The organism is Candidatus Woesearchaeota archaeon (genome assembly GCA_016187565.1).
Lineage (GTDB): Archaea > Nanobdellota > Nanobdellia > Woesearchaeales > JACPJR01 > JACPJR01.
In genome coordinates this window covers 94,604-116,187 of sequence record JACPJR010000010.1, presented here as the reverse complement: position 1 = coordinate 116,187, position 21,584 = coordinate 94,604, and the positions used below count along the sequence as shown (strand labels likewise).

Below are 21,584 nucleotides of genomic sequence, written 5' to 3'. Positions count from 1 at the left end.
GCTGACGGATTGCTCAAGGAGCAATCCTACGCACACCCCGCAACTGGTTACGCTCAGTTGACACGCAAGGAAGAGCATGAAGCTCTTCGCCGTGGCTATCCAGGCAACACGAAGGCCACGAAGTGCAACTTTATGTTGCACCCTTTTGATCAAACTTCGGTAAAGTTTGGGGGGCAAGCCCCGTTGCGTCAGCGCCCATGGGCGTGCGGCGAGTCGGGGGATGACCCCGTCGGGGTGACTCGTAGGGCGTTTCCGCAGAAACGACCGTCGCACCGCCTACAATGGCGCTGTGACGATAAAAGGCTTACTATTATATTTACGAAACATTTTTATAATAATACTATTTAAACTTTGTTACGATGCTTGCTACAAAAAAAGGGGCAGTGACACAACCACCAAGCGGTTCACAGGCAGCGGTTCTCATTCTTATTATTACCCTCCTCATTGTTCTGTATGTTGTCTTCTTACCAGGTAAGGAACGGGCAGAACTCTTCGGCGACGAGCCAAGTGGAGGCGAAGGAGAGGGTGAATTCACGCCAGACTATGAACGTCTTGTGCTTGATGAACGAGTCGGAAGACTAGACTACCTTAAATTTAAAGAATATGAACATACCGTACCCTCAGTTTTTGTCACCACGCGAACAGAGGCCAATAGCATCAAAGAATTTAACAGTGTTTATGTGAAGAATGGAGTTTTAGATCAAAAATTTGCAAATCTGAGCTTTGCCATTGATGATCCTGAAAATACTGATAATGTCCTTCTCTCCTTTACTGTCAAACGTGCACAAGGCTTTCTAACTATTAAACTCAATGGGTACACGCTCTTAAGTAACGAACTAACAAGTGTCAATCCAGCCCCCATAAGCTTACCGAAAGAATACCTTCAACGGAACAACCTCTTAGAGTTTACCGTTGATAGCGTTGGCTGGAAATTCTGGAAAACAAACGAATATCTGCTTGAAAATATCAAAGTAACTGGTGACATTACCGATCTTTCACGCCAGGAAGCACGAAATATTTTCCTTATTTCAGCAACAGAGCAGTACAACATGGACAAAGCAACCTTACGATTTTCAGCTGAGTGTACAACCGGGCAGGTTGGTGTGCTGCACGCCTACATCAATAATCAGGAAGTCTTCAGCGGCATTCCCGATTGTGGTGCCAGTCGTCCTCTTGAATTTTCTCCGGCATATCTGGACGTGGGAGAGAACAGTATCCGTTTCCGTACTGAACGTGGATCCTATCTTATCGATCAAGTTAAAATAACCACTCACTTAAAAGAGCTCCGTTATCCCTTGTTTTATTTTTCCTTGAGCACTGAAGAATTTGAGGATGTCAGAGATGGATTTTTGGAAGTAAACATGAGTTTGGAATTTCCTGATGATAATCAGGACCATGCTGCCCGCATTAGTGTGAATGGCAGGCTCTTCTACATTGACACCAGAGACCCTTTCTATGAACGCTCTATCACCAATTACGTTGATCGACAGGAGAATAACTGGATCAAGATCGAGCCAGACGGTATTAGCTTAGATGTCCCCCGTATGGTTGTCTATGTCTATAATGATGAGTGAATTCTCAACGGTTTGTATACGTGAAATATCACACCAAATACCATAATGCACAAAAATCCATACTTTCGTGCATTATACTTCCTCCATGAGATGCATAAATTTATAAACTTTTGTGCAGCATAACTCTAAGAAAAAAGAGCGTACGATGGATGACCCCAACGTTGTTACCAAGAGAAGGGTTTTAGGTGATGATAACACTACAGAACTCACCGCAAGGGCACGAGCAAAGTTAGACGACCATGCGGCATTTGATGCAGATCTCAGAAGAGCTGCACAGGGAGGAACTCTTTCTGCCGAAGATTCCCGAGGAATAGCAAGAGCAATGGCAGCAGAGGCGAGGGCGCAAGAGTCTCCACCATCAAGCAAAGTTACCGTCAATAAAAGCGAGCTGATCGTCGGGCTTTCCGAAGTCATTACCACAGATCACCAAATCCCTGAAGCTGATGTACGGGAGATCGTCAGAGCAGTTGAAAACGCACTTCCTGAAGAAACGAGTCATGAGGAACTTCAGCGTGTTCTCGGCCAAATTCTTGAAGAGTATAAACAGTGGAAAGCAAAACAGATAAAAAACGGTCTTGAGATTCAGCGAAGGCTTGCGACTCACCTTGGAGGGGATGTTGCTGCAGCCCAGCGAATGCATGAAACCGGCATGGGTTATTATGGTGCGCGAGATGTGGGAAAGGCTGCCTATGCTACAGGAAAATTCGCTGCCCGAGCAGTAGCAGAAAGATCGAGAGCCTATGCTCAGGAGAAGGTAGAATATGCGCGACAAAAGCATCTCTCGATACAAGCCTTTGGCCATCTCCTTAAAACCGCTGCATCTGCAGAAAGCAGTTTCAGTGATAAAAGAATGGCATTTGCTGGTATGGGTAGTATGATTAAAGATGCGTTCCAAAGAAATAAACAAGAGGAAGAGCAAGAAAAGAGCCTATTACAACAGCAACTTGCCTTGATTCAAGAACAGCGAGAAGCATTACGAAATTCAACGAATCCAGAAGATAAACTCAAGGAAATTGAGCTTCTCACAAGACAACAGCATGTTGAAGACGAAATCAAAAAAAAGGACGAAGAAAGAAGTGATGAAGAGAACAAGGAAAAAACCGAAAAAAAAGAAAATTGGAAGGGAAGGGGAAAAACAGCATGGGGAGGGATTAAAGGTGGCTTTGGATTGGCGAAGAGTGGTATTACCGGGGCTGTTCGTTCCTTTGGGTTATTTGTGGTCATAGCACTGGTGGTTCATCTTCTAAACGTAACTATTTTTCTATACAGCCCGGTGATCAATCTCATCTTTGCCTTGCTTTTGTTTTTTTATTTCTACCAACGAGACTTCAAATCAATACCCTTTATCATTGTGGGATTTCTCTTATCAACGTTTTACATTCAAAGCCTCTTGAGTAACCTTGTCAAGGGCATTGAAGCCAATATATTCATTGCACCCATTTATGCATTCCCCTGGCTCTGGGCATGGTACATCATCATAGATGCCCTCTACCGGGATACGGTGCTCAAGGACAAGGAAAATCCCTCCACAAAAATCTGGGCGACCTATATGTTTGCTTATGTCGTGTTCTTGCTCTTTACTCCGGGATTCCAAGGCGCATTCCAAGGCTGGATGGGAAATGTTGATCTTCCTGATGAACAACAACAGCTCATTGCCCAAGGAACCGTAAGCAAGAGCCAGCTTGGTTTGTTCTGGAGCAGCACTGTTTCCTGTATTGGCGGACTTTTTTCTGCAGACGCCACTGCATGCGAAAACTTTGGCAAACCGCCTAAGGAAAATAAAAGCCAAGAGCCGTTACTGAGCGGAGGTATTGACACCACAAAAGAAGAAGCAGTTACCGTCGACATTATTGCACCTCGCTACTCGATAGATGTCTACCAGGGAGATCCGGTGTTTGTTGATTTCCATCCGGTCGTGAGCGTTACGCAAGATGTGCTCTTCAGCTTTGGTTGTAAGGTTGAGGATATCTATACTGAAAATACTCCTTTTGCCGACCCCACCGAATGGCAGGTCTCCGTACCAAAAGGATTCACTAATCCACCAGCAACTAAGGAGAACACCGTAGTTATTTGTACCTTTCCGAAACAAACTCTTGGTCTCGAAAATGGGGCTAATAAACTTACCTTCAATGCACGCATGACTGACGGACAACTCAAGGTGGAGAGTAAATACGTGCTTTATTTTATTGAGCAAACTGCCTTGGATGAGTGGAAAACACGTTTTACAACTGATCCTGAATTTAATACCGCTGAAGAAGAGTACAACAAACGTATTACCCGGCATCAAACAGAAGAGGATCTTGTTGCTGCTGAGGTTTACAAATACCAACAATTATTTCCCGGAGTTATTGAAAATGATTACAAAAAAGGAAAGGTAGAATCAAAATCAGATCCTGGCTTTATCAAGCTCATTGTTGTTCCTGATCCACGGGTAGTCGTTGGTGTAAAAAACAGTACCTTGGTAAAGCTCAAGATTGCTGTGGAGAATATGGTTCCGAATGGAAAGCTTCTTGCCCTTACCTCAGGCAGTGTTACCATCCCATCATGGCTTGTACCAGCGACAAACTGCCAGCTCTTAGATCCAGCAAGCAAAATCTGCCAACAAAAAACATGCACCTACCCTATGAAGAAAGAATCATTGCAACGGTATAGCCAGAAAAGTCTCGAAGAGATAGCATACGGGAAACAGAAATCATTAGATTACTGTACGCTGGAAGTCCAAGGACAACCTGCTTTAGCAAACCAGAATAATTTAAACAGCGAAATTATTGATGTTTCGCTTAGCTATGATTATGAAGTAGAATCCTCTGCCAGTATTGTTGCCCATGATGTTCCTGATGCCGAGCTCTATGACACCGAAAAAGCAACCATTGGCATTCCAGCCTCTGGGAGTATGTGGGAACGAGCAATAACAACGCAAGATCCTACTGCTGACAATAGAGTGTACTACGACCTCATCCTTGATTATGTCTCTCAAGATGGAAGTTATGCCAGTGAAAAAAAAGGTGCTGATTTAGTCGCTGGGCTAATTGCGCAGGAATCCGCCTTTAATTACAAAGCAGGCTCGCCAACAGGCTGTTATGGCTTAGGACAGTTCTGTTATAGTACTGCATGTGAATATCAAAAAGCACCGTATCTTCTCTGTGCAAGGAGTGACGATAGTAGTAGGGGTTGTGGAGGAGCATGCGAGCCTTGCGATGAGCAATGTGAGCTTGTCAAGGGACGAGACAATCGAGCAGTACCCCATCGAAGCATCCAGGCAACCGTTAATTATCTTGCAAAATTGCGAAAGAGTTACGTAGGCTACAAAGACCAGGATAAATTTGCAGTAGCTGCCTACAATATTGGTGAAAAAGTTATTACCACGGCAATTCTTGAAACACGTGAAGCAGATCCGACCTGGGATCGAGTCTACCATGAGATTACACCAGAATTTTTGCTTCAGTTTCCTGGCTATAGCGGAACCTTCACTACCTCTAGTGGTAAAACAAAAGCATGGGATGATTCCATGCGTAAGAATAAAGTAAAGGAAGTAGGTACCCATGTTGCACGCGTCATGTATTATTATGAAGACTTCAGCACCAAAGAAATGCCAAGCTTTAGCTAATCTGGTTTGGATAATAAACGTATAACCATCATGAAGACGTCGTCAGGAATGAAGAAAAAAAGAAGAGTTCAGATGTTGTTACTCCTCACCGTAGTTTTCATAGTCCTCCTCGTTGTTGGCTGTCAGCGGCTAAAGCGTGATAACCAAGGCGATACGAGTATTAGAGTACTCGAGCAAAAGACAGGAAGGGATGGTTTAGTCATCACATTTCTGGATGAGATCACTCCCAGAGAAATATGGGCAGGAACGCCAGAAGAGCCTACTCCTTTTCAGATAGGTATTGAGATTAGCAACAGAGGCTACACCGAGGTAACCAATGGCTCTATTGCCCTTATGCGTTTCTCTGATTACATGGAAATTGTCCAACAACAAACCATGAAAAACACCATAATCAATGTTAAAGGCAAGGATCGCTTTAGTCAGACCGAGGGCTATCAGCTTGAAATTTTTGACGTTCGAAATACAGGCATTCCGACTGATGTCGAGAAGGATTTTCTCTTCAAGGCAAAGGTCTGTTATCCATACACCACGCAAGGAAGTGTGGAGGTTTGCATCGATCCATTTATGTATGACTATGCCAACAAGGATAAGGCAACATGCCAAGTCAAGGATGTTGCTATCTCTGGAGGGCAGGGCGCACCGGTGGCCGTAACTAAGGTTGAAGAAACCATCGTAAGCACAGGAAATCCTAATGAGTTTGAGGCACAATTCGTCGTTCACTTTAAGAATGAAGGTAAGGGCCTCGTAACCGGTATTGACCAGTACGCGAGCGCCTGTACGACGATTGCTCCGAGAACTGGGCTTGACAAGGTACAGGCAACCATAGAGCTTTCTGGCGAGATTATCGACTGCACAAACATCATTCAATCCTATGATGATCCGACAACCTCCAAGGCCTACTGTACCAAGACCATCCGTAAGGATCAGGGAAGTTTTGTCACGCCACTTTCCATAACACTCTCCTACGGGTATGTTTCTGAAGAGATAGAGCTAACAATAAAAGCAAAACATAAACCAACATGGATCCCAGATCAACCTCCAGAGCAAAACCCTGATGAAAACCCTCCTGAAAGTGGTACGACTTGCCAGCCTCCTGACGGATACTGTCAAAAAAAAGATATTAACGTGTGTGCAAAGGCGTATGGCACAGAAATTACGGGAAAGACCTGCCCAACTACTGATGAAGTTTGTTGCAGCAAGGAAAAGAGTTTGTGTGAAGAGCAAAAAGGGAGTAGTTATCAATGTATCGATGAGAGTACCTGTAGCCCACCATTCTTTACCGGACTCTGTCCTGGCCCAGCAAACATTATCTGCTGCGAGCCCTCATCCTAACGTACAGAATCTCAGCTTGTTTTATTTTCTGGAGATTCGTAGTTTACTTCTTCTCCTCCATCATGTAATACGCTCCCCTATACGAGCCTATTTTTCGAACATACTTAAACTTCACTAGCTCATTTAAGTCAAAAAAGTAAGTTAAAGTAAACTTAAAGTAATGTCTACTAATAAAAAATAAAATGGATTCTGGTTTCTTTATGGACTGGCAAACCACATCACGAATCGAAATCCTTATATACTCATAACCGTCTTAAAGACAGCAAATAACCAAAAAGCAAAAAAAGGCACGGCCATGAATAAGAAAAAAAGAGTGATGTTCATGTATCTTCTCCTGATCATTATGATTATTAGTCTTACCGGATGTACTGCCTTTAAGCGCAAAGGAAACGAGGATGATAAGCGTACGTATGATGTGCATACCGGCAGTGTCGGACTGGACTTACGATTCGTGAAGGACAATCCACCTGCTAACATCTTTAGTGATCAAGATCTCCAATTCATGATTGAAGTGCGAAATAAAGGGACTGAACCTATTCGAACTCCTGATGATGGCATTCTTTATCTCTCGGGATTTGATCCCATACTCATTCCTCTGTTCACGACAAGTAGCGATATCTTTAGTTGTCTCAATAATGGGCAACTCGAAGGAAAGAGCCTATTCAATCCTGAAGGCGGATACAGTATTTGCGATAAATTTTACACCACGGGGGGTATGGTCCTTGGAAAAATTGACGAATACAAACCAACAATTGTGGCAACTGCATGCTACAAATATGCTACGGATGCCAGTATTTCGCTCTGTGTTGATCCGGATCCAACAAAGATCATGGAGAATGAGGCATGTAAGGTTAAGGATGTTGCAACCACTGGAGGCCAAGGAGCTCCGGTTGCAGTAACCGGTATTTCTGTTGACTCATTTCAAGGTTCAACGTTAGTAAAGATCAAAATTAAAAATGTAGGTACCGGCCGAGTTGTTGACGTGGGCAGTGTACGGAGATCGAGTGGTGTTTCACCGATTACAGGAACATGCCCCTTTGAGCTCAAGTACCAAGGATTGGATAAAGTCCATTATTATTATGATGATATAAGACTTGGTACGCTAATAACGCCTATGAGTCCCTGCCAACCGGCTTCTCCGCTCACGCTCGTCGATGGCGAAGGTATCATTTACTGTAAATTTTATTTGGGTGAAGGTAATACTGCTGCCTTCACCACTGCGCTGAATGTTCGCCTAGAATATGGGTATATGGACTCTATCAAAAAAGATATCCGCATTATCAACACTGAGTTAACCCGGATGAGTTAAGTAAAGCAAAAGATTTATATAGAGGCAACACCCCATCTCTTGAGAACAAAAGAGGAGGATTTTTACCATGGTATCGAGAATGGTATCCAGATCTATCATTATTGCATTGTTGAGTCTTCTTATTTTACTTGTTGGATGTACCACCCAAGAGGATAATAATAACCAGGTATTGGGCTCATTTATCGGAGGCAGTGAAGGTCTTGATATGAATTTCCTTGAAGGAGCTCCTCCACAAGAGGTTTTTGATCACGATTTCCCGTTTGGTATTAATCTCCGTGTTGAGAATATGGGTGAATTTGACGTTCCTATCGAAAAAGTGAACATACAAATTACCGGCATAGATCCAAGCGATTTTGGAAAAACTCAGGATGACTTAAATACAAGCAGCGAAGAGGATATGCGTGGCAGACATAAAGATGTTGAAGGCAATATTATTCCAGGAAGTATTCTTAATTTTAACTTTGACGACCTCCAGTATCAGGGAAATGTCAGCGGCCAGGTTACCTTCAATATCAAAGCAGATGCATGCTACAGTTATGGTACTTTTGCAAACTCAAAGATCTGTGTGCTTGAGGATCTTTTAGGAACGACAAAGGCTGCTGCATTCTGTAATCCAAACGAAGAAAAGATCGCAGAAAGTTCTGGTGCTCCGGTAAAGGTCAGTGCGTTTAGAGAAAATGTAGCAAGCAAGAATAAAGTGAGTTTTATATTTACCGTTACCCATGCAGGAGAAGGATCTCCCCATCAAACTGGCAGCTCCTGTGATGAAAGCTACAGCAAACGAGATTGGATCCATGTAACCATAGATACTGGCTTAAGTGACGGAGACCTCAAATGTAGTGGTCTCAGGAATGGAAGAGCAGTTGGCAGTGGCTATGAAGGAGACTTCCAATTATATAGCGGAGAGCGCTCAATTACCTGCAATCAGGAGATAGATGATCTCGGTGATTATGAAAAACAGGTCAACATTGGGCTTACCTACGACTATAATCAACACATTGTCCAGGAATTAATGGTTAAGCATATCGATAGTTAAGAGAACAGTGATTTCTTTTTTTACGTTTACTAGTGAGGTTCTTCCCGACAGATTATATCAAGAGTTAATTCTAGTTTCTCGTGGTCAGCCAGAGAGGATTTTCCCTTCAAATCTGTTAGACGTGCATATCCATTTACAGGATCGTAAACAAATCGATGTCCTCTTTGATCACAAAGGACACTCAAATCACCAACTCCTGACATCGAACTATTGGCATCAGGACGTGCCTTATCATGATAAGCATCCCAATGAAAAGAGTATGTTCCCCCAGGTTGAGGTGGAGTTTCAGGTAATTTCATTACTTTGCCTTTTCTTTCTCAGCATTTTCAGAACCGAGTAAGGCAACATGAGCGAGTAATGCCTCAAGCTGTACATACTCGTCAGAACCCTCAGTCATCCTAAACTCAATATCGCCACACTTATCTATCAGCGTAACCATAGTTCTACCATCAATTGCCAAGTTCCAGACCTCACGTTGGATCTGTTTAATGATATCAGTACCAGACAAACCGTACTTGAGCATCACATCCAGAAGCTTTGTCCTTGCCTCGATAAATTTGTTGGCCAAGGCAAGATCAAGAACTTGCTTGAGCTCTTTAGGCTTTGCCACTGATGCTAATGAGTAGATCATCTCTTCGGTAATATGTTGGGCAACTGCAGCACAGCTCTGCAAAATATTCTCCATTCGTCGACAATCTCCTTCAGTAACCAGAAAGAGCGCTTCTTTTGTTGCCTCATCAATCTTGAGATGCTCCTCTTTTGCTATATGATCGATAAGGTGAAAAATTTCTTTCTTTTCAAGAGGCTTAAAACGAAAAACCGTACAACGGCTTTGGATGGGTTCAATGATCTTACTGGAATAGTTTGCTGAAAGAATAAAACGCGTTGTTGTCGTATAATTCTCCATGGTTCTTCGCAATGCCTGCTGAGCCTCTCTGGTCAAGGCATCACATTCATCAAGAAAAATGATCTTAAACGGAACATCACCCATCGCTTTAGTACGTGCAAAATCCTTTACCTTACTTCGAATGACATCAATGCCTCTTTCGTCACTTGCATTCAACTCAATGAAATTTTGCCGCCATGTTTCACCGAATAATTGGCGTGCAACAACCAATGCTAAGGTACTTTTTCCAATACCCGGACTACCAGCAAACATCAAATGAGGCAAGTTTTTCTGTTTGACAAAGGCTTCGAGCTTTGCAATGATTTCCTTTTGTCCACGTACCTGAGAAAACAATCTTGGACGATATTTCTCGGTCCAGATGGTAGATTCCATACAAAGGGTAAATAGCGAATGCTTTATATAGGTTTTGTTTACACAAAAACACCAAGGAAAACATCAAAAAGAGAGAGTGGCTAAATAATATCTTCCTCAGCAACTACGAGAAAATCACCGACGGCAATGACTGCACTGAACGGGATAAGGATGTGGCCTTCCCTGTCTTTCTCAAGTTCCAGTTTTTCCGTATAAGGTGTTGCATTTGAAAGAATAAGATGGATAAGTTCTCCTGAGCGTGTTTCAAAGATAATATCACCAACTTCGCCAAACCTTTTTCCACTTTTACTGACTACTGTTTTTCCCAACAATTGTCGTGAAAACTTTTTTTCATCTCCAGCCATAATATAACCCCCGCTTACCCGCGTATAGGCAATTCATACATAAATTCATACATAGTTCTATGCTAAGATTTGACACTGTACAGTGAGCCGTTCTATTTAAACCTTTCTATCAAATAAGAAAAAGTTTTAAAAAGCAGATGAACTACCCTTAAGATTCAGGAACAGCCCCGTAGTGTAGCGGCCAAATCAAGGAGGCCAATCATACAAGGCTCTGGACCTTGTGACCCTGGTTCGAATCCGGGCGGGGCTATATGTTCTTTGCCATAATTAAACATCTACACCAATATACGCACGCACTAGCCAACCAATAAAGAAGCTGATGAGGGCAACACCAAGTGAAATTGCACTCATTTCAACAAATCTCGGCCAAAACCTTGTTCCTTTTGCCGTTGCTATGTAAAAGGTGTAGAAAGCGATAATAGCTATAGTTGTAGAAAGCATGATAACCATAGCTGCCATGACATTGGTAAGCAAGAGAAAGGGCAAAATCAGTAAGGCTACGGTCACAAGATAAGCAACACCCGTGTAGATTGCTCCGGTAAGCGCTTTTTTCTCAGTTTCTTTTTCCTCTTTAGAGGAAAGGTACTCAGATGCTGCCATTGAAAGCGCTGCAGCAAATCCGGTTATCGAACCTATGATTGCAACAAGCTTTCCATTTGCCAAGGCTAAACTCAAGCCAGCAAGTGCTCCGGTAAGTTCTACTAAAGCATCATTTAAACCCAACACAATAGAACCAGCATAGGCAATTCTCTGATCGTGGAGCATGCCTATCAAGGCCTTCTCATGTTTCTGCTCATCCAGAAGCAGCACATCAAAGGGCGCTGTTTTCTGGGTATGGTAAAGTTTCTGAGCAAAAACTTCTCCTTTTTCCATAAATCGTAAACTAAAGGTTACTCCTAAAATGGATGCTAGCAAGAGGTGTTGGTTTACCCTCCAGCGATCTGGTTTTACCTCTTGATGTGTGTATTTCTTTAACAAGCGATAGTGCCGGAGTTCGTCCTTTGCAATACGCTCCAAGATCTTACGATTATGAGAATCATTTACTTTATTGGCTAACGCGTGATAGATCTGGTACTCAGTGATCTCATTTCGTTGGGCCTGCAACATAACATCCATAGACGTCAATAAACACTAGCCCTATATAAATATTTCAACATTTTAATCCACTATAGCAAAGGACACTAATAACCGTAACTTTATGTCCTTTGCTTATTAGGAAAAGACATACAAATTATTACGAAAATTAATGTCTTTTCCTATAGTTCAATGTTATTCCAACTCTTGAACATCATTATTCGGTTTAGGTTCATCGACAGTTGACTTCTTTCTTCCTCTTTTCTTTGGTTGCTCCTGAAGATACATTCTTCGTTTGGCATAATTTACCGGATTCTTGCACCTTGTGCAGATACGATCCTCGCATTTTACGCCAAGAGCAGTGTAGTATGCAGGATTATCGCAGTTAGGCGGCAGTATCTTTTTTTTGTTTGCCTTATGATACCTTATTTGGCCTTTGATAACAACCTCTCGCAATGGCTCATTATTGCACTTGTTCCATGCGAGTAACCGTTGTTCTATTTTTTCATAACTCCATCCAACGCTTTGGAGGAAATTAACAAGAATAAAAACAGCACGCTTACGACCATCAGGAAGGCCCTGTAATAACTTTTGAATACACGGAGGAAAAAGCTCCTCGGGAATAGCTTCTTGAGATTCCATAAACGTAAAGGAATTTTCCTTTTCTTTTCTTCTTTCGATCATCTCCGTAATCTGTGGCTTGTGATCATATGCCTGGACTAATAACTGTGTTGCCTCTCCAAGTTTTTCAGGTGTACGGTCTAAAAATGAATATCGCGAAAGAGGCACGACATCAGGACGAGCCATTACTGGTTGAAAATCAAGGATGCGTTTAGGGTTAATAGGCACTGAAATGAGACCACTTTTTTCATTAAAGGAGTAAGGGCTTCTAAAGAGATGCCGATGGGACAATAACAAGGTGTCTATATCGAGGATAGTAAATGGATCAAAAACGCGTTTATTGAGCAACTCTTCTTTTGGTTTACCTGTTTTTTTTTGGATAGTCTCAAAAGAGTCTTTCTTGAGCAGTTCTTTGCTGAGATGCGGCGCAATCATATCCTTAAGATAACGAGCAATCCGTCGAGGGGCTTCAGGAAACAAATCCTTGGTTGCAGAACCTAAACATCGTTCAGGAAAAGAAGCAAAAGGAACGCCAATATGAAATCCATGGTTCCCTGAGAATTTACACGAAATCGCAGTAATGCCGTGATATTGTAATGCATTAATAATAAGATGACCTGCAACAGCACTGTACTCAAGGATCTGACAATCAATGTCAATAACTAAATCCCATCCAACACGCAGCTCTTCTATCGTATGCTTGTTCATACCCGTTTGTAAAAGCAGTGGGTTATGCCAAAGTTCTTCTGAACAATGGAATGATGTAGCGCCTTCTTTTACCAGTTCAAGGACATCATTTGGATACCGTAAGATATCAGGACGTTTACCAAAACCCGCATTACCAAAGCGGACTGCCACCTCGCGTTGCTGAGCAGCAGCAACAATGGCTTCTTGAATTTCAGGACGCTTGTAAAAGCGTAAAAGCGTTCCTACAGGGATTACCGGATAAACTCTTTTATGCTGATCGTTTGATTCCTGAGGGGTTGGTGATTCCGACAGCTCCATACTCTAAAGAAGGCTTCTTTCCTTTATAAGAGTTGTGTGGGGTTGTTGTGAATCTGCGATACAAAAATATTAAAACTTGGCCACCCATATACTTTTACTGATAGAAAGATAGAAAAAACATGGATGGTGTATCCCTCGCTCGTTATCCTTATGAAAAAAAACCATGAAGTATTTTTTGCCTTGCTTGCCAAAGTAAAGGAAACGCAATTTCCGATTATCGTTGAAGGTAAGAAAGATATGGCAGCACTCCGTTCATTAGGGTTAACCAATACGATTGTTACCTTGAATAGTAAACCGTTATTTAGCATTGTGGAAGAAGTTGCGACCAAGTATCGTGATGCCATTATTTTGACTGATTTGGACGAAGAAGGAAAAAAATTATATGGTTCACTTCATCGAGGTTTGAACCATTACGGTGTACGAATCCACAATGAAATCCGCCATTTTCTCCTTCGGCATACTTCCCTGAGGCAAATCGAAGGATTATCTACGTACTATCAAGAGTAAGTAGAGAAGTAAATGTAAAGTCGCCCAAAAACTCCTCTTAGACCATTAATGCATAAGTTTTTTAAAGCATAAAGGTCTTCATATGCCGGTGATCGCTATGATGAAAAATCAGTTTAAAACATTTATCCTCCTTTCCTTTTTAACAGCCCTGATGCTATGGATCGGAAGCTTATGGGGAACAAGCGGGCTTATTATTGGGCTTGTTTTTGCCTTAGTCCTCAACGTCGGAAGTTATTTTTTCTCGGATAAGATCGTCCTCCTGATGTACCGGGCAAAGCAGGTGACAGAAGCCAAAGAACCACAATTATACCACATCGTTAAGGAAGTGACAACCTTGGCAGGAATTCCTATGCCAAAGATATACATTATTCCATCGTCAACCCCAAATGCGTTTGCAACCGGAAGAAATCCAAAGCACGCGGCTGTTGCCTGTACTGAAGGAATCCTGAAACTGCTGACTAAAGAAGAATTAAAAGGAGTTATTGCCCATGAGGTTGCCCATATCAAAAATAGGGATATCCTCATTCAAACGATTGCAGCAACCATTGCAGGAGTTATTTCCTACGTTGCCATGATGGCTCGATGGTCTGCTATCTTTGGTTTTGGAGATAGAGATAGAGACAGTAACCTCCTTGAACTTTTAGTATTGGCCATACTTACCCCTATTATTGCTACGCTTATTCAGTTAGCAATCTCCCGTTCCCGAGAGTATATTGCCGATGAGACTGGCGCGCGTACTATTCGCAATCCAAAGAGTCTTGCGAGTGCATTAGCAAAGCTTGAGAAAGGTATACAACACGATCCCATGCATTTTGGTAGCCCAGCTACGAGCAGTTTGTTTATTGCCAATCCGTTCAATGCAAAGGGATTCACCAACTTGCTTTCAACCCATCCACCCATGGAAGAGCGCATTAAGCGATTAGAGGCTATGAAGGTATAGAATTTTCTCCAGAACACGGGCAGTAAGTCATATTTATTACATGCATGGAAATATGGTGTTATTGGCACGGTTATTACGACAACACGAAGGCCGCGATGTGCAACTTTATGTTGCACCCCTTTGATCAAACTTTTAATAAAGATTGAGGTGAAACTATGGGAAAAAACATGCGCAAAGTTGTCCATTTTGAGATACCGGCAGACGACACCAATAGGGCACAGAAGTTTTACAAGGAGATTTTTGGCTGGGATATTACTGCAGCACCTGGCATGCCTTATTGGATGATAACGACAACACCAGTAGATAAGAAGTTTATGCCAACCGAAGTCGGCGGCATTAACGGCGGGATGTACAAGAGGGATAAGGATTCAAGCAAAACTCCTGTTCTTGTCATTGATGTTCCCTCGGTTGATGAATACGTAAAAAAGGTAGAGAGTAAGGGGGGTAAGATCTTCCGCAAGAAGGTTGCTGTGGGCGATATGGGATTCTATGCCCAGATCAAGGACACGGAAGAGAATATTATTGGGTTGTGGGAGACGGTAAAACGCTAAGCACAGAGACGCGCATTTTTTTCTTTTTTATGACAATAATACCCGTAACGTCAAGCTAAGTTCGCTAATAGGAACTCGTTTCTGTTCTGTCGTCTCTCTATCCCGAATCGTCACACATCCGTCCTTCAAGGTATCAAAATCTACCGTAAGGCAGTAGGGAATACCAATCTCATCAGCTCGTGCATACCTTCTTCCAATACTGCCGCTTTTATCGTAAAAACAGACAAATTCATCCTTCAACAGAGCATAGAGCTTTCGTGCATCTTCTTCAAGTTTTGCTACGAGAGGGAAAACTCCTACGTTAATAGGAGCTAATCGTGGATGAAGATGGAGAACAATATTTCCCCGTTTCTGATCATTTTCGTATGCTTCAAAGAGGAACACCAAAAATGCACGATCTAGTCCTAACGAAGGCTCGGCCACAACATGAGGAACAACCTTCTGTTTAGTTGCTTCATCAAATAAGGAAAGATCAACCTTGCTGTGTTTCATATGTTGTTGGAGATCAAAATCGGTCCTATTAGCAATACCCAGTAATTCCTTCCAACCAAACGGAAATTTATACTCCAAATCCCACGTATCGAGAGCATAATGGCTCACTTCTTTGGGAAGGTGCTGCCTGATTCGTAAATGATCAGGATTAACGCCAAGACGAACAAACCACGTATGCTCATGGGCAAGCCAATAGCCATGCCACGGTGTTTTAAGAATACCCTGATCAAGAGCTTCCTGAACAGTCATCTTCACCGGATCTTTACCCTGCTGCTGGAGATCTACGGCATACATCAGCAAACTATAACTAAGATAGTCTTTAAGAAATGGACATATCTGTAGCTGATTGGGGTGAATAAAATACTCAATTTCCATCTGCTCAAATTCCCGACATCGAAAAAGAAAATCACGAGGAGCAATTTCATTTCTGAATGCCTTACCGATCTGTGCAATACCAAATGGCAACTTCAGTCGAGCATTATCAGCAACCAATTTAAAGTTTGCAAAGATCAATTGCGCGGTTTCTGGCCGTAGATAGGCAACATAGTCGCTTGTAGGCCCAACATGCGTCTTAAACATAAGATTAAAATGACCAACAGCTTCAAACATACCTTTTGTACATACAGGACAATGAAGATGGTGTTTTTCGATAAGATCCTGGATAGCCTCTGCAGTCAATCCATCAGCAGATTGATGAAGCGTTGTTTCAATAAACTGATCTGCTCTGACTTTATGCTTACATTGACGACAAACAAGGATAAGATCCTCAAAATGAGCAACATGACCAGAGGCTTCCCATACCTTTGGGTTGGTAATAATAGAACCATCGATGCCAACAATATCCTCACGTGAATGTACATGCACCTTCCACCACACTGCCTTGAGGTTATTCTTAAGCTCGACACCTAAATGCCCATAATCAAAGAATCCCGCTATACCCCCATAAATTTCAGCTCCAGAATAAACAAAGCCTTTTCGTTTGCAAAACGACGCCATTTCTTCAATCGTTATACTCATAAAGTTAAGAGAAGGGTTTGCATTTAAAAGCATTTCTCTTATTTCAACGATCGAACAAAGAAGAAACAAAGGTAAGGAACGTAAGAAAAAAGAAAAAAACAGAAAAAACAGTCTATAGACTATATAAAAGATTTAAAGTCCAACTTAATATTTGTCCTCTTCTTCAAATGGTTCGTCGTCCTTGTCGTCTTTATCAGCGTCCTCATCATCATCGTCAGACTCTTCTTCTTCACTATCCTCGTCGTCATCAGATTCTTCTTCTTCAGCATCTTCTTCCATGTCTTCGTCGTCAGATTCCTCTTTAGTTTCTTCAGCATCTTCTTCCATGTCTTCGTCGTATGCCTTCTTCATACATTCCACCTCCTACGTACAGGTTCAGAAAAAGAAGGGAAAATTGAAATTGTTTATAAACCTATCTTTGTCTTTTTCTAAAGATTTTCATCCTTGCCTTATCGCTCGTTCTATTCCCTCTTGAACAATGTGAAAACACATCTCTTGCTCAGGAAGGCTTCGATGTTTTTTTAAGATTGCTTTCCTTAGATTTTTTTGTTCTTTCTGTAATTCAATTAAACACTTACTTCCATACAGAAGAATATCGCCACCAACCATCCGAACTCCATTTGCCTCAGCCACAGCTGAGTAAACTTGATTTGCAACAAGAACAGGGATGTTTCGCTTCCGTGCAATATCAGCCAAGCAGACAAGTTGTTTTCCAAGCTCTCGGTTAAGATCAAAAACAGCCTCGTCTTTAGTAAACTCTAAACGGTACAACATCCCAATTGTATCGACAACAATGAGACCGATTGATTCAGTGGCAATTGTTCTGAGCTTCTCAATGATACGCTTCTGTTCTTCGAAATGACTTGGCTTAAGAAAAAGGATATGGTTAAGAACAGTGGCATAGTGGGGGGTAAGTTGTTGTAGTCTCGCCAAAGAGAATCCCCCCTCAGTGTCAATATATATTACTTTCTTACCACGGTTAATAACCGCAATGCTACAAAGAGTACAGAGACAGGTTTTTCCTACTCCACCCGGACCATAGATCGTGGTAATGACATCCCGATCATAGCCCCCTTGAAGAAAGGTATCAAAAACTTCAGTTCCCGAAGAGATTTTTGTGTCCATACGTTGCTTATCCTCGGGAAAGAAAGGAAAACCTCTATAAAAAGGTTTGTTTGTCATAAATTTGGGCGATACCTTTATTAAGGCAACCCCTCCTAAGATAAAGAGATTCGATAAAGAGAAATTTCGAGTATAAAGAAGAGATCTCAACACGACTCATGATGCTCCTTGAGCAGCAATAATTACCTCATAAAAACGATCCTAGTTTTCATTTTTTTAATTACGCTAGGAATACGGCTGTACGTTGCATTCCAACTAGAAGGATTAAGCGATGCTGATTCATATTTTCTGCTTCGCAATGTAGAGCATATCACCAAAACCGGTACGCCATTATTTCATGACCCTTTAAGCTATGGTGGACGATTTTTACTCTTTAACCCTGTGTATGCCTACCTGTTAGCTTTTTTCAGCTTAGGGATACCTACTCTTCTGGTCATTAAAATCCTCCCAAATATTTTCGCTAGTTCATTTATTTTTATTGCCTATCTTATCGCTGAAGACATCACAAAAACAAAGGATGCAGCATTGTTTACAGCCCTCATTGCTGGGTTTATTCCTATCTTTGTGACCGAAACCTTTAACACCGGTTCGGTGTATACACTTATGATTTTTGGAACCTTTCTTCTCGCCTACCTCTTTATCAAAAAAGAGAGAAATTTTAACCACTTTGTTATTGCATTAGTTGCGCTTCTCCTCTTTCATCCTTCTTCGTTTATTATTCTTCTTGCTATGGGAATTTATCTTATCATTGCGCTTGTTGAACGAATAGAACTTACTCGTGGAGAAATCGAAGTAACTATTTTTGCGCTGTTATTTTACCTATGGTTCTATTTCCTTATGTATAAAGACGCTCTTTTATATCATGGTTTGGGAGTTATCTGGCAAAATATTCCTTCATCGCTATTAGCGAAGCATTTTACACAAATTTCTGTTCTCCAGGCAATTTACCAGATAGGCATTATCCCCTTTATTTGTGGTATTTGGGTGATTTACAAGTCCCTTGTTGGACAAAAGCGAAAAGCAATTTTCTTCTTGCTTTCGTTTGCCATTGCCGTTTCACTCCTGTTATGGTTAAAACTTATTGCCGTGACCGCCGGACTTATGTTTTTAGGAAGTGTTTTGGCTCTTCTCTTCAGTGAATTCTTCAGACGATTCTTTGAATATCTCGAAAAAACAAAGCTTGCACACACCAGAACGCTTGTCATTGTCATTCTCTCCATAGTGTTTGTTATTACCTCTCTATACCCAACCGTGGCGTCGCTCCAAAAGCAACAACAGATGGGAACTACAAAACAGACAATAGCTGCATTTACCTGGCTTGTCAACAACACCTACGCTAACTCCAGTGTTATTACGCCTCTTGAAGAAGGCCATCTTGTTACTGCATTAGGCCAAAGGAAAAATATCGCAGATGCCCAATTCTTGCTCATTGATGATGTCGATGAACGGCTTCAGGATTTAGAGGAGATTTACACGACCCCTTACAAAACCAATGCCATTGCGATTGCTAACAAATATCATGCACGATATATTTTGTTATCAGAACGAACAATGGAACGATATAACATAAATTCCTTACCCTATGCAGACCGAGAATGTTTTGTGTTAACATATGCAGAAGGGGCAAAGATATATGAAAGTCTCTGCATTCTTGAGGAAAGATGACAACTGCATGGATTACCAGACATGAATCACGATGGAGAATAGTACTCCTTCTCGTAGCAGGGCTTCTTCTCTCTCTTCCATTAGCAGGGAGATACTTTACCGGAGAACCATTACCGATTGGAGCAGAATCTTCCTATCATCTGAGAATTGCATCAGGGCTTTTTGATGCTTCACGAATTTCAGCATGGCCATTTTGGTATGACGAACAGGTTACTGGAGGACGTACGTATGTCATTACGCCCTACCATTTTCTTCTTGCCGGTGTTGCTTTACTTGTAGGAATGAATCTTGCTAGTATTCTTGTTCCCTTATTTTTGGGTTTATTATCCCTTTATCTGTTTATGGCTATCCTAAAATACCTTATGCATGAATTTCAGAAATCTCCTAGTGAAAATGCACAGTCAGTAACCCTTCGCTTTATTATCAGTGGACTGGTGGCCATCTCGCCCATTTATATTTTTATGTTCGACACGGTAAACAAAGAAAGCTTTCTTATTTTTCTAAATCTTCTTGGCATTTATCTCTTACTTCATGCGGAACAAAAACAAAAGGATGATGATCCACCCGTACGAGCAAAACAAATGCTTGTGCTGTTACCCTTTATCCTAATAGGCATGCACGATTATCTTGATATTATGATTAGCTTTTTAATGCTTCTCGTACTTACTCTTTTGAAAAAAGAACGTCTGTATCTACTTCTGCTCATCCTCTTTAGCATGGTCGTTACCTCTTCACTACTTCATCTTACGCTCCCGCCCTTGCTTAAGGAAGAGCCTGGAGTAACCGGAACACAATTCTACCAGCAACTTATTGCAGATCTTGGTGCAGCGAGTGGCTTTGGTATTTTCCATTTTCTTTTGGGGATTATCGGATTTGGGGCGTTATGGACAAAGCAATTGAAGCATATTTTTATTAATCTTATTTTGTTGGGTTTTCTTCTCTTTGTTATAGTAACCCAGGTAAAGGTTAATCATTATCTCTTGTTTGTCTTTTCGATTTTTGCCGGAAGCATGATCCTGAAATTAAGCAGTATGCAATGGGAGCTACAAATTGTACGGCAACTAACATTATTGCTCATTGTCTGTGGGCTTCTTTTTTCAACCATTTCCTACCTCAATCGATTTACCACGTTTGAACCATCGAAAGAACAGGTCCAGAGCCTTCTCTGGCTTCAGAAAAATAGTCAAGAGGATGCAGTTGTGCTTTCTCATCCTACCAAAGGATTCTTGATCCAATATTATGCAGACCGAACCGTACTTGTCGACAGCTACTCTTACATCTATGCTTCAAACGATAAAGAATTGAGCATCAAGCGTTTTGCAAAAGTGAATGAGACGTTTACCTCAAGAAATCTGAAAAGAACAAAAGAACTTTTGGATCAAGAAGATGTTGATTATATTTGGGTGGATGAAACAATGAAAACCGGGTTGGTTTGGAAAGGAAAAGAAGAGGGATTATTATTTTTGTTTCGTAATAATGAAACCTTTAGGAAGGTCTATACGAGTAATGACGTAGACATTTGGGAAGTCATGAGAAAAAATGTTACGAAAGATATATAAAAACAAAAATCTCCTGCATGAAGTATGATCACTAAAGCCCTTCATCGAGGATGGAACATTCTTGTTCATCCAGACCGAGAATTTTCTGTAGTCTACCAGAGGCGTTTTGAAAGTGTACTCATCGATTATCTGATACTTCTGGTAACATTAGGAATTGTTGCTGGTTTCTTTAATTTCGGTTTCGGTTTAGCTCGTGCATTCTATTTTGAGATGGCACTTTCTGCTGATGTTCAGTACCTGAGGCTCGTGAACTATCTGGCAGGAATGTCTCTCTCTTTAGCATTTTTGTATTTTTTCCTAGGCACGTTTATTTTATTTATGGGGAGCATCCTTATAAAGGGCCTTTTTGCCATACTGAAAAGGGAAATGAAGTACACACACTTACTCATGACGCTCTTTTATGCAGCAACCCCTTTGTTGCTCTTTGGGTGGATCCCTGTGTTGCCGTATGCCCTGTTTATTTGGAGCATACTCCTATTCATAACCGGTATTTCTTATTATAAAAATCTCTACGGAGTTGCAAAAGATTCTATTGCGTATCGTGATTAAC

The 21,584-nt window shown here is 41.5% G+C and carries 19 protein-coding genes and 1 tRNA gene; 12 read left to right on the top strand and 8 right to left on the bottom strand.

Annotated elements, in window-relative coordinates:
- The first annotated feature begins 359 nt into the window (after window positions 1–359).
- The 5 genes from HYW21_03245 to HYW21_03225 all read left to right on the top strand — a co-directional run bounded on the left by HYW21_03245 (window position 360) and on the right by HYW21_03225 (window position 8,858).
- Window positions 360–1,574, top strand: a complete 1,215-nt coding sequence (locus tag HYW21_03245; protein MBI2548341.1) for a hypothetical protein — start codon at window positions 360–362, stop codon at window positions 1,572–1,574.
- Window positions 1,575–1,719: 145 nt separating this feature from the next.
- Complete coding sequence (locus HYW21_03240) at window positions 1,720–5,181, top strand: transglycosylase SLT domain-containing protein (GenBank protein ID MBI2548340.1); 3,462 nt, start codon at window positions 1,720–1,722, stop codon at window positions 5,179–5,181.
- Window positions 5,182–5,229: 48 nt separating this feature from the next.
- Complete coding sequence (locus tag HYW21_03235) at window positions 5,230–6,513, top strand: hypothetical protein (GenBank protein ID MBI2548339.1); 1,284 nt, start codon at window positions 5,230–5,232, stop codon at window positions 6,511–6,513.
- Between the two features lie 295 nt (window positions 6,514–6,808).
- Complete coding sequence (locus HYW21_03230) at window positions 6,809–7,822, top strand: hypothetical protein (protein ID MBI2548338.1); 1,014 nt, start codon at window positions 6,809–6,811, stop codon at window positions 7,820–7,822.
- A gap of 67 nt (window positions 7,823–7,889) precedes the next feature.
- Complete coding sequence (locus HYW21_03225; protein ID MBI2548337.1) at window positions 7,890–8,858, top strand: hypothetical protein; 969 nt, start codon at window positions 7,890–7,892, stop codon at window positions 8,856–8,858.
- A 29-nt stretch (window positions 8,859–8,887) separates the two neighbouring features.
- On the opposite strand, the gene HYW21_03220 is transcribed toward HYW21_03225, so the two are convergent.
- The 3 genes from HYW21_03220 to HYW21_03210 all read right to left on the bottom strand — a co-directional run bounded on the left by HYW21_03220 (window position 8,888) and on the right by HYW21_03210 (window position 10,481).
- On the bottom strand, window positions 8,888–9,157 hold the full coding sequence (locus HYW21_03220) for a hypothetical protein (GenBank protein MBI2548336.1): 270 nt from the start codon (window positions 9,155–9,157) through the stop codon (window positions 8,888–8,890).
- Window positions 9,157–10,137, bottom strand: a complete 981-nt coding sequence (locus HYW21_03215) for a replication factor C small subunit (protein MBI2548335.1) — start codon at window positions 10,135–10,137, stop codon at window positions 9,157–9,159. Before HYW21_03215 ends, HYW21_03220 begins: the two co-directional genes overlap by 1 nt.
- 80 nt (window positions 10,138–10,217) lie before the next feature.
- On the bottom strand, window positions 10,218–10,481 hold the full coding sequence (locus tag HYW21_03210; GenBank protein MBI2548334.1) for a PRC-barrel domain-containing protein: 264 nt from the start codon (window positions 10,479–10,481) through the stop codon (window positions 10,218–10,220).
- A gap of 163 nt (window positions 10,482–10,644) precedes the next feature.
- Here HYW21_03210 and HYW21_03205 point away from each other — a divergent pair.
- Window positions 10,645–10,731, top strand: a tRNA-Gln gene (locus HYW21_03205).
- A gap of 17 nt (window positions 10,732–10,748) precedes the next feature.
- Here the strand turns inward: HYW21_03205 and HYW21_03200 are convergent.
- Together HYW21_03200 and HYW21_03195 are read right to left on the bottom strand one after the other, a co-directional pair.
- Complete coding sequence (locus tag HYW21_03200) at window positions 10,749–11,597, bottom strand: VIT1/CCC1 transporter family protein (GenBank protein ID MBI2548333.1); 849 nt, start codon at window positions 11,595–11,597, stop codon at window positions 10,749–10,751.
- Between the two features lie 153 nt (window positions 11,598–11,750).
- On the bottom strand, window positions 11,751–13,181 hold the full coding sequence (locus tag HYW21_03195; protein MBI2548332.1) for a hypothetical protein: 1,431 nt from the start codon (window positions 13,179–13,181) through the stop codon (window positions 11,751–11,753).
- A 150-nt stretch (window positions 13,182–13,331) separates the two neighbouring features.
- Here HYW21_03195 and HYW21_03190 point away from each other — a divergent pair, with 150 nt between their 5' ends.
- From HYW21_03190 to HYW21_03180, 3 genes are all read left to right on the top strand, one after another.
- Complete coding sequence (locus HYW21_03190) at window positions 13,332–13,688, top strand: toprim domain-containing protein (protein ID MBI2548331.1); 357 nt, start codon at window positions 13,332–13,334, stop codon at window positions 13,686–13,688.
- Window positions 13,689–13,788: 100 nt separating this feature from the next.
- Window positions 13,789–14,628 (top strand): zinc metalloprotease HtpX, encoded by an 840-nt coding sequence (locus HYW21_03185; GenBank protein MBI2548330.1) that lies wholly within the window; start codon window positions 13,789–13,791, stop codon window positions 14,626–14,628.
- Window positions 14,629–14,795: 167 nt separating this feature from the next.
- Window positions 14,796–15,179, top strand: coding sequence for a VOC family protein (locus HYW21_03180; GenBank protein MBI2548329.1), 384 nt, complete (start codon window positions 14,796–14,798; stop codon window positions 15,177–15,179).
- Between the two features lie 27 nt (window positions 15,180–15,206).
- On the opposite strand, the gene HYW21_03175 is transcribed toward HYW21_03180, so the two are convergent.
- The 3 genes from HYW21_03175 to radB form a co-directional block, all read right to left on the bottom strand.
- Entirely contained in the window at window positions 15,207–16,688 is a 1,482-nt protein-coding gene (locus tag HYW21_03175; protein MBI2548328.1) for a glycine--tRNA ligase, read from the bottom strand.
- Window positions 16,689–16,832: 144 nt separating this feature from the next.
- Entirely contained in the window at window positions 16,833–17,039 is a 207-nt protein-coding gene (locus HYW21_03170; GenBank protein ID MBI2548327.1) for a hypothetical protein, read from the bottom strand.
- A gap of 87 nt (window positions 17,040–17,126) precedes the next feature.
- Complete coding sequence (gene radB / locus HYW21_03165; protein MBI2548326.1) at window positions 17,127–17,813, bottom strand: DNA repair and recombination protein RadB; 687 nt, start codon at window positions 17,811–17,813, stop codon at window positions 17,127–17,129.
- Between the two features lie 165 nt (window positions 17,814–17,978).
- Here radB and HYW21_03160 point away from each other — a divergent pair, with 165 nt between their 5' ends.
- The 3 genes from HYW21_03160 to HYW21_03150 are packed head-to-tail and all read left to right on the top strand — an operon-like array spanning window position 17,979 to window position 21,583.
- On the top strand, window positions 17,979–19,475 hold the full coding sequence (locus HYW21_03160; protein MBI2548325.1) for a glycosyltransferase family 39 protein: 1,497 nt from the start codon (window positions 17,979–17,981) through the stop codon (window positions 19,473–19,475).
- Window positions 19,472–21,034 (top strand): hypothetical protein, encoded by a 1,563-nt coding sequence (locus tag HYW21_03155; GenBank protein MBI2548324.1) that lies wholly within the window; start codon window positions 19,472–19,474, stop codon window positions 21,032–21,034. Before HYW21_03160 ends, HYW21_03155 begins: the two co-directional genes overlap by 4 nt.
- 24 nt (window positions 21,035–21,058) lie before the next feature.
- Complete coding sequence (locus HYW21_03150; protein MBI2548323.1) at window positions 21,059–21,583, top strand: hypothetical protein; 525 nt, start codon at window positions 21,059–21,061, stop codon at window positions 21,581–21,583.
- Window position 21,584: the final 1 nt, after the last annotated feature.

Coding starts and splice junctions, on each gene's coding strand:
- HYW21_03245 (MBI2548341.1), top strand. CDS start 360: ATGCTTGCTACAAAAAAAGGGGCAGTGACACAACCACCAAGCGGTTCA.
- HYW21_03240 (MBI2548340.1), top strand. CDS start 1,720: ATGGATGACCCCAACGTTGTTACCAAGAGAAGGGTTTTAGGTGATGAT.
- HYW21_03235 (MBI2548339.1), top strand. CDS start 5,230: ATGAAGAAAAAAAGAAGAGTTCAGATGTTGTTACTCCTCACCGTAGTT.
- HYW21_03230 (MBI2548338.1), top strand. CDS start 6,809: ATGAATAAGAAAAAAAGAGTGATGTTCATGTATCTTCTCCTGATCATT.
- HYW21_03225 (MBI2548337.1), top strand. CDS start 7,890: ATGGTATCGAGAATGGTATCCAGATCTATCATTATTGCATTGTTGAGT.
- HYW21_03220 (MBI2548336.1), bottom strand. CDS start 9,157: ATGAAATTACCTGAAACTCCACCTCAACCTGGGGGAACATACTCTTTT.
- HYW21_03215 (MBI2548335.1), bottom strand. CDS start 10,137: ATGGAATCTACCATCTGGACCGAGAAATATCGTCCAAGATTGTTTTCT.
- HYW21_03210 (MBI2548334.1), bottom strand. CDS start 10,481: ATGGCTGGAGATGAAAAAAAGTTTTCACGACAATTGTTGGGAAAAACA.
- HYW21_03200 (MBI2548333.1), bottom strand. CDS start 11,597: ATGGATGTTATGTTGCAGGCCCAACGAAATGAGATCACTGAGTACCAG.
- HYW21_03195 (MBI2548332.1), bottom strand. CDS start 13,181: ATGGAGCTGTCGGAATCACCAACCCCTCAGGAATCAAACGATCAGCAT.
- HYW21_03190 (MBI2548331.1), top strand. CDS start 13,332: ATGAAAAAAAACCATGAAGTATTTTTTGCCTTGCTTGCCAAAGTAAAG.
- HYW21_03185 (MBI2548330.1), top strand. CDS start 13,789: ATGAAAAATCAGTTTAAAACATTTATCCTCCTTTCCTTTTTAACAGCC.
- HYW21_03180 (MBI2548329.1), top strand. CDS start 14,796: ATGCGCAAAGTTGTCCATTTTGAGATACCGGCAGACGACACCAATAGG.
- HYW21_03175 (MBI2548328.1), bottom strand. CDS start 16,688: ATGAGTATAACGATTGAAGAAATGGCGTCGTTTTGCAAACGAAAAGGC.
- HYW21_03170 (MBI2548327.1), bottom strand. CDS start 17,039: ATGAAGAAGGCATACGACGAAGACATGGAAGAAGATGCTGAAGAAACT.
- radB (MBI2548326.1), bottom strand. CDS start 17,813: ATGGACACAAAAATCTCTTCGGGAACTGAAGTTTTTGATACCTTTCTT.
- HYW21_03155 (MBI2548324.1), top strand. CDS start 19,472: ATGACAACTGCATGGATTACCAGACATGAATCACGATGGAGAATAGTA.
- HYW21_03150 (MBI2548323.1), top strand. CDS start 21,059: ATGATCACTAAAGCCCTTCATCGAGGATGGAACATTCTTGTTCATCCA.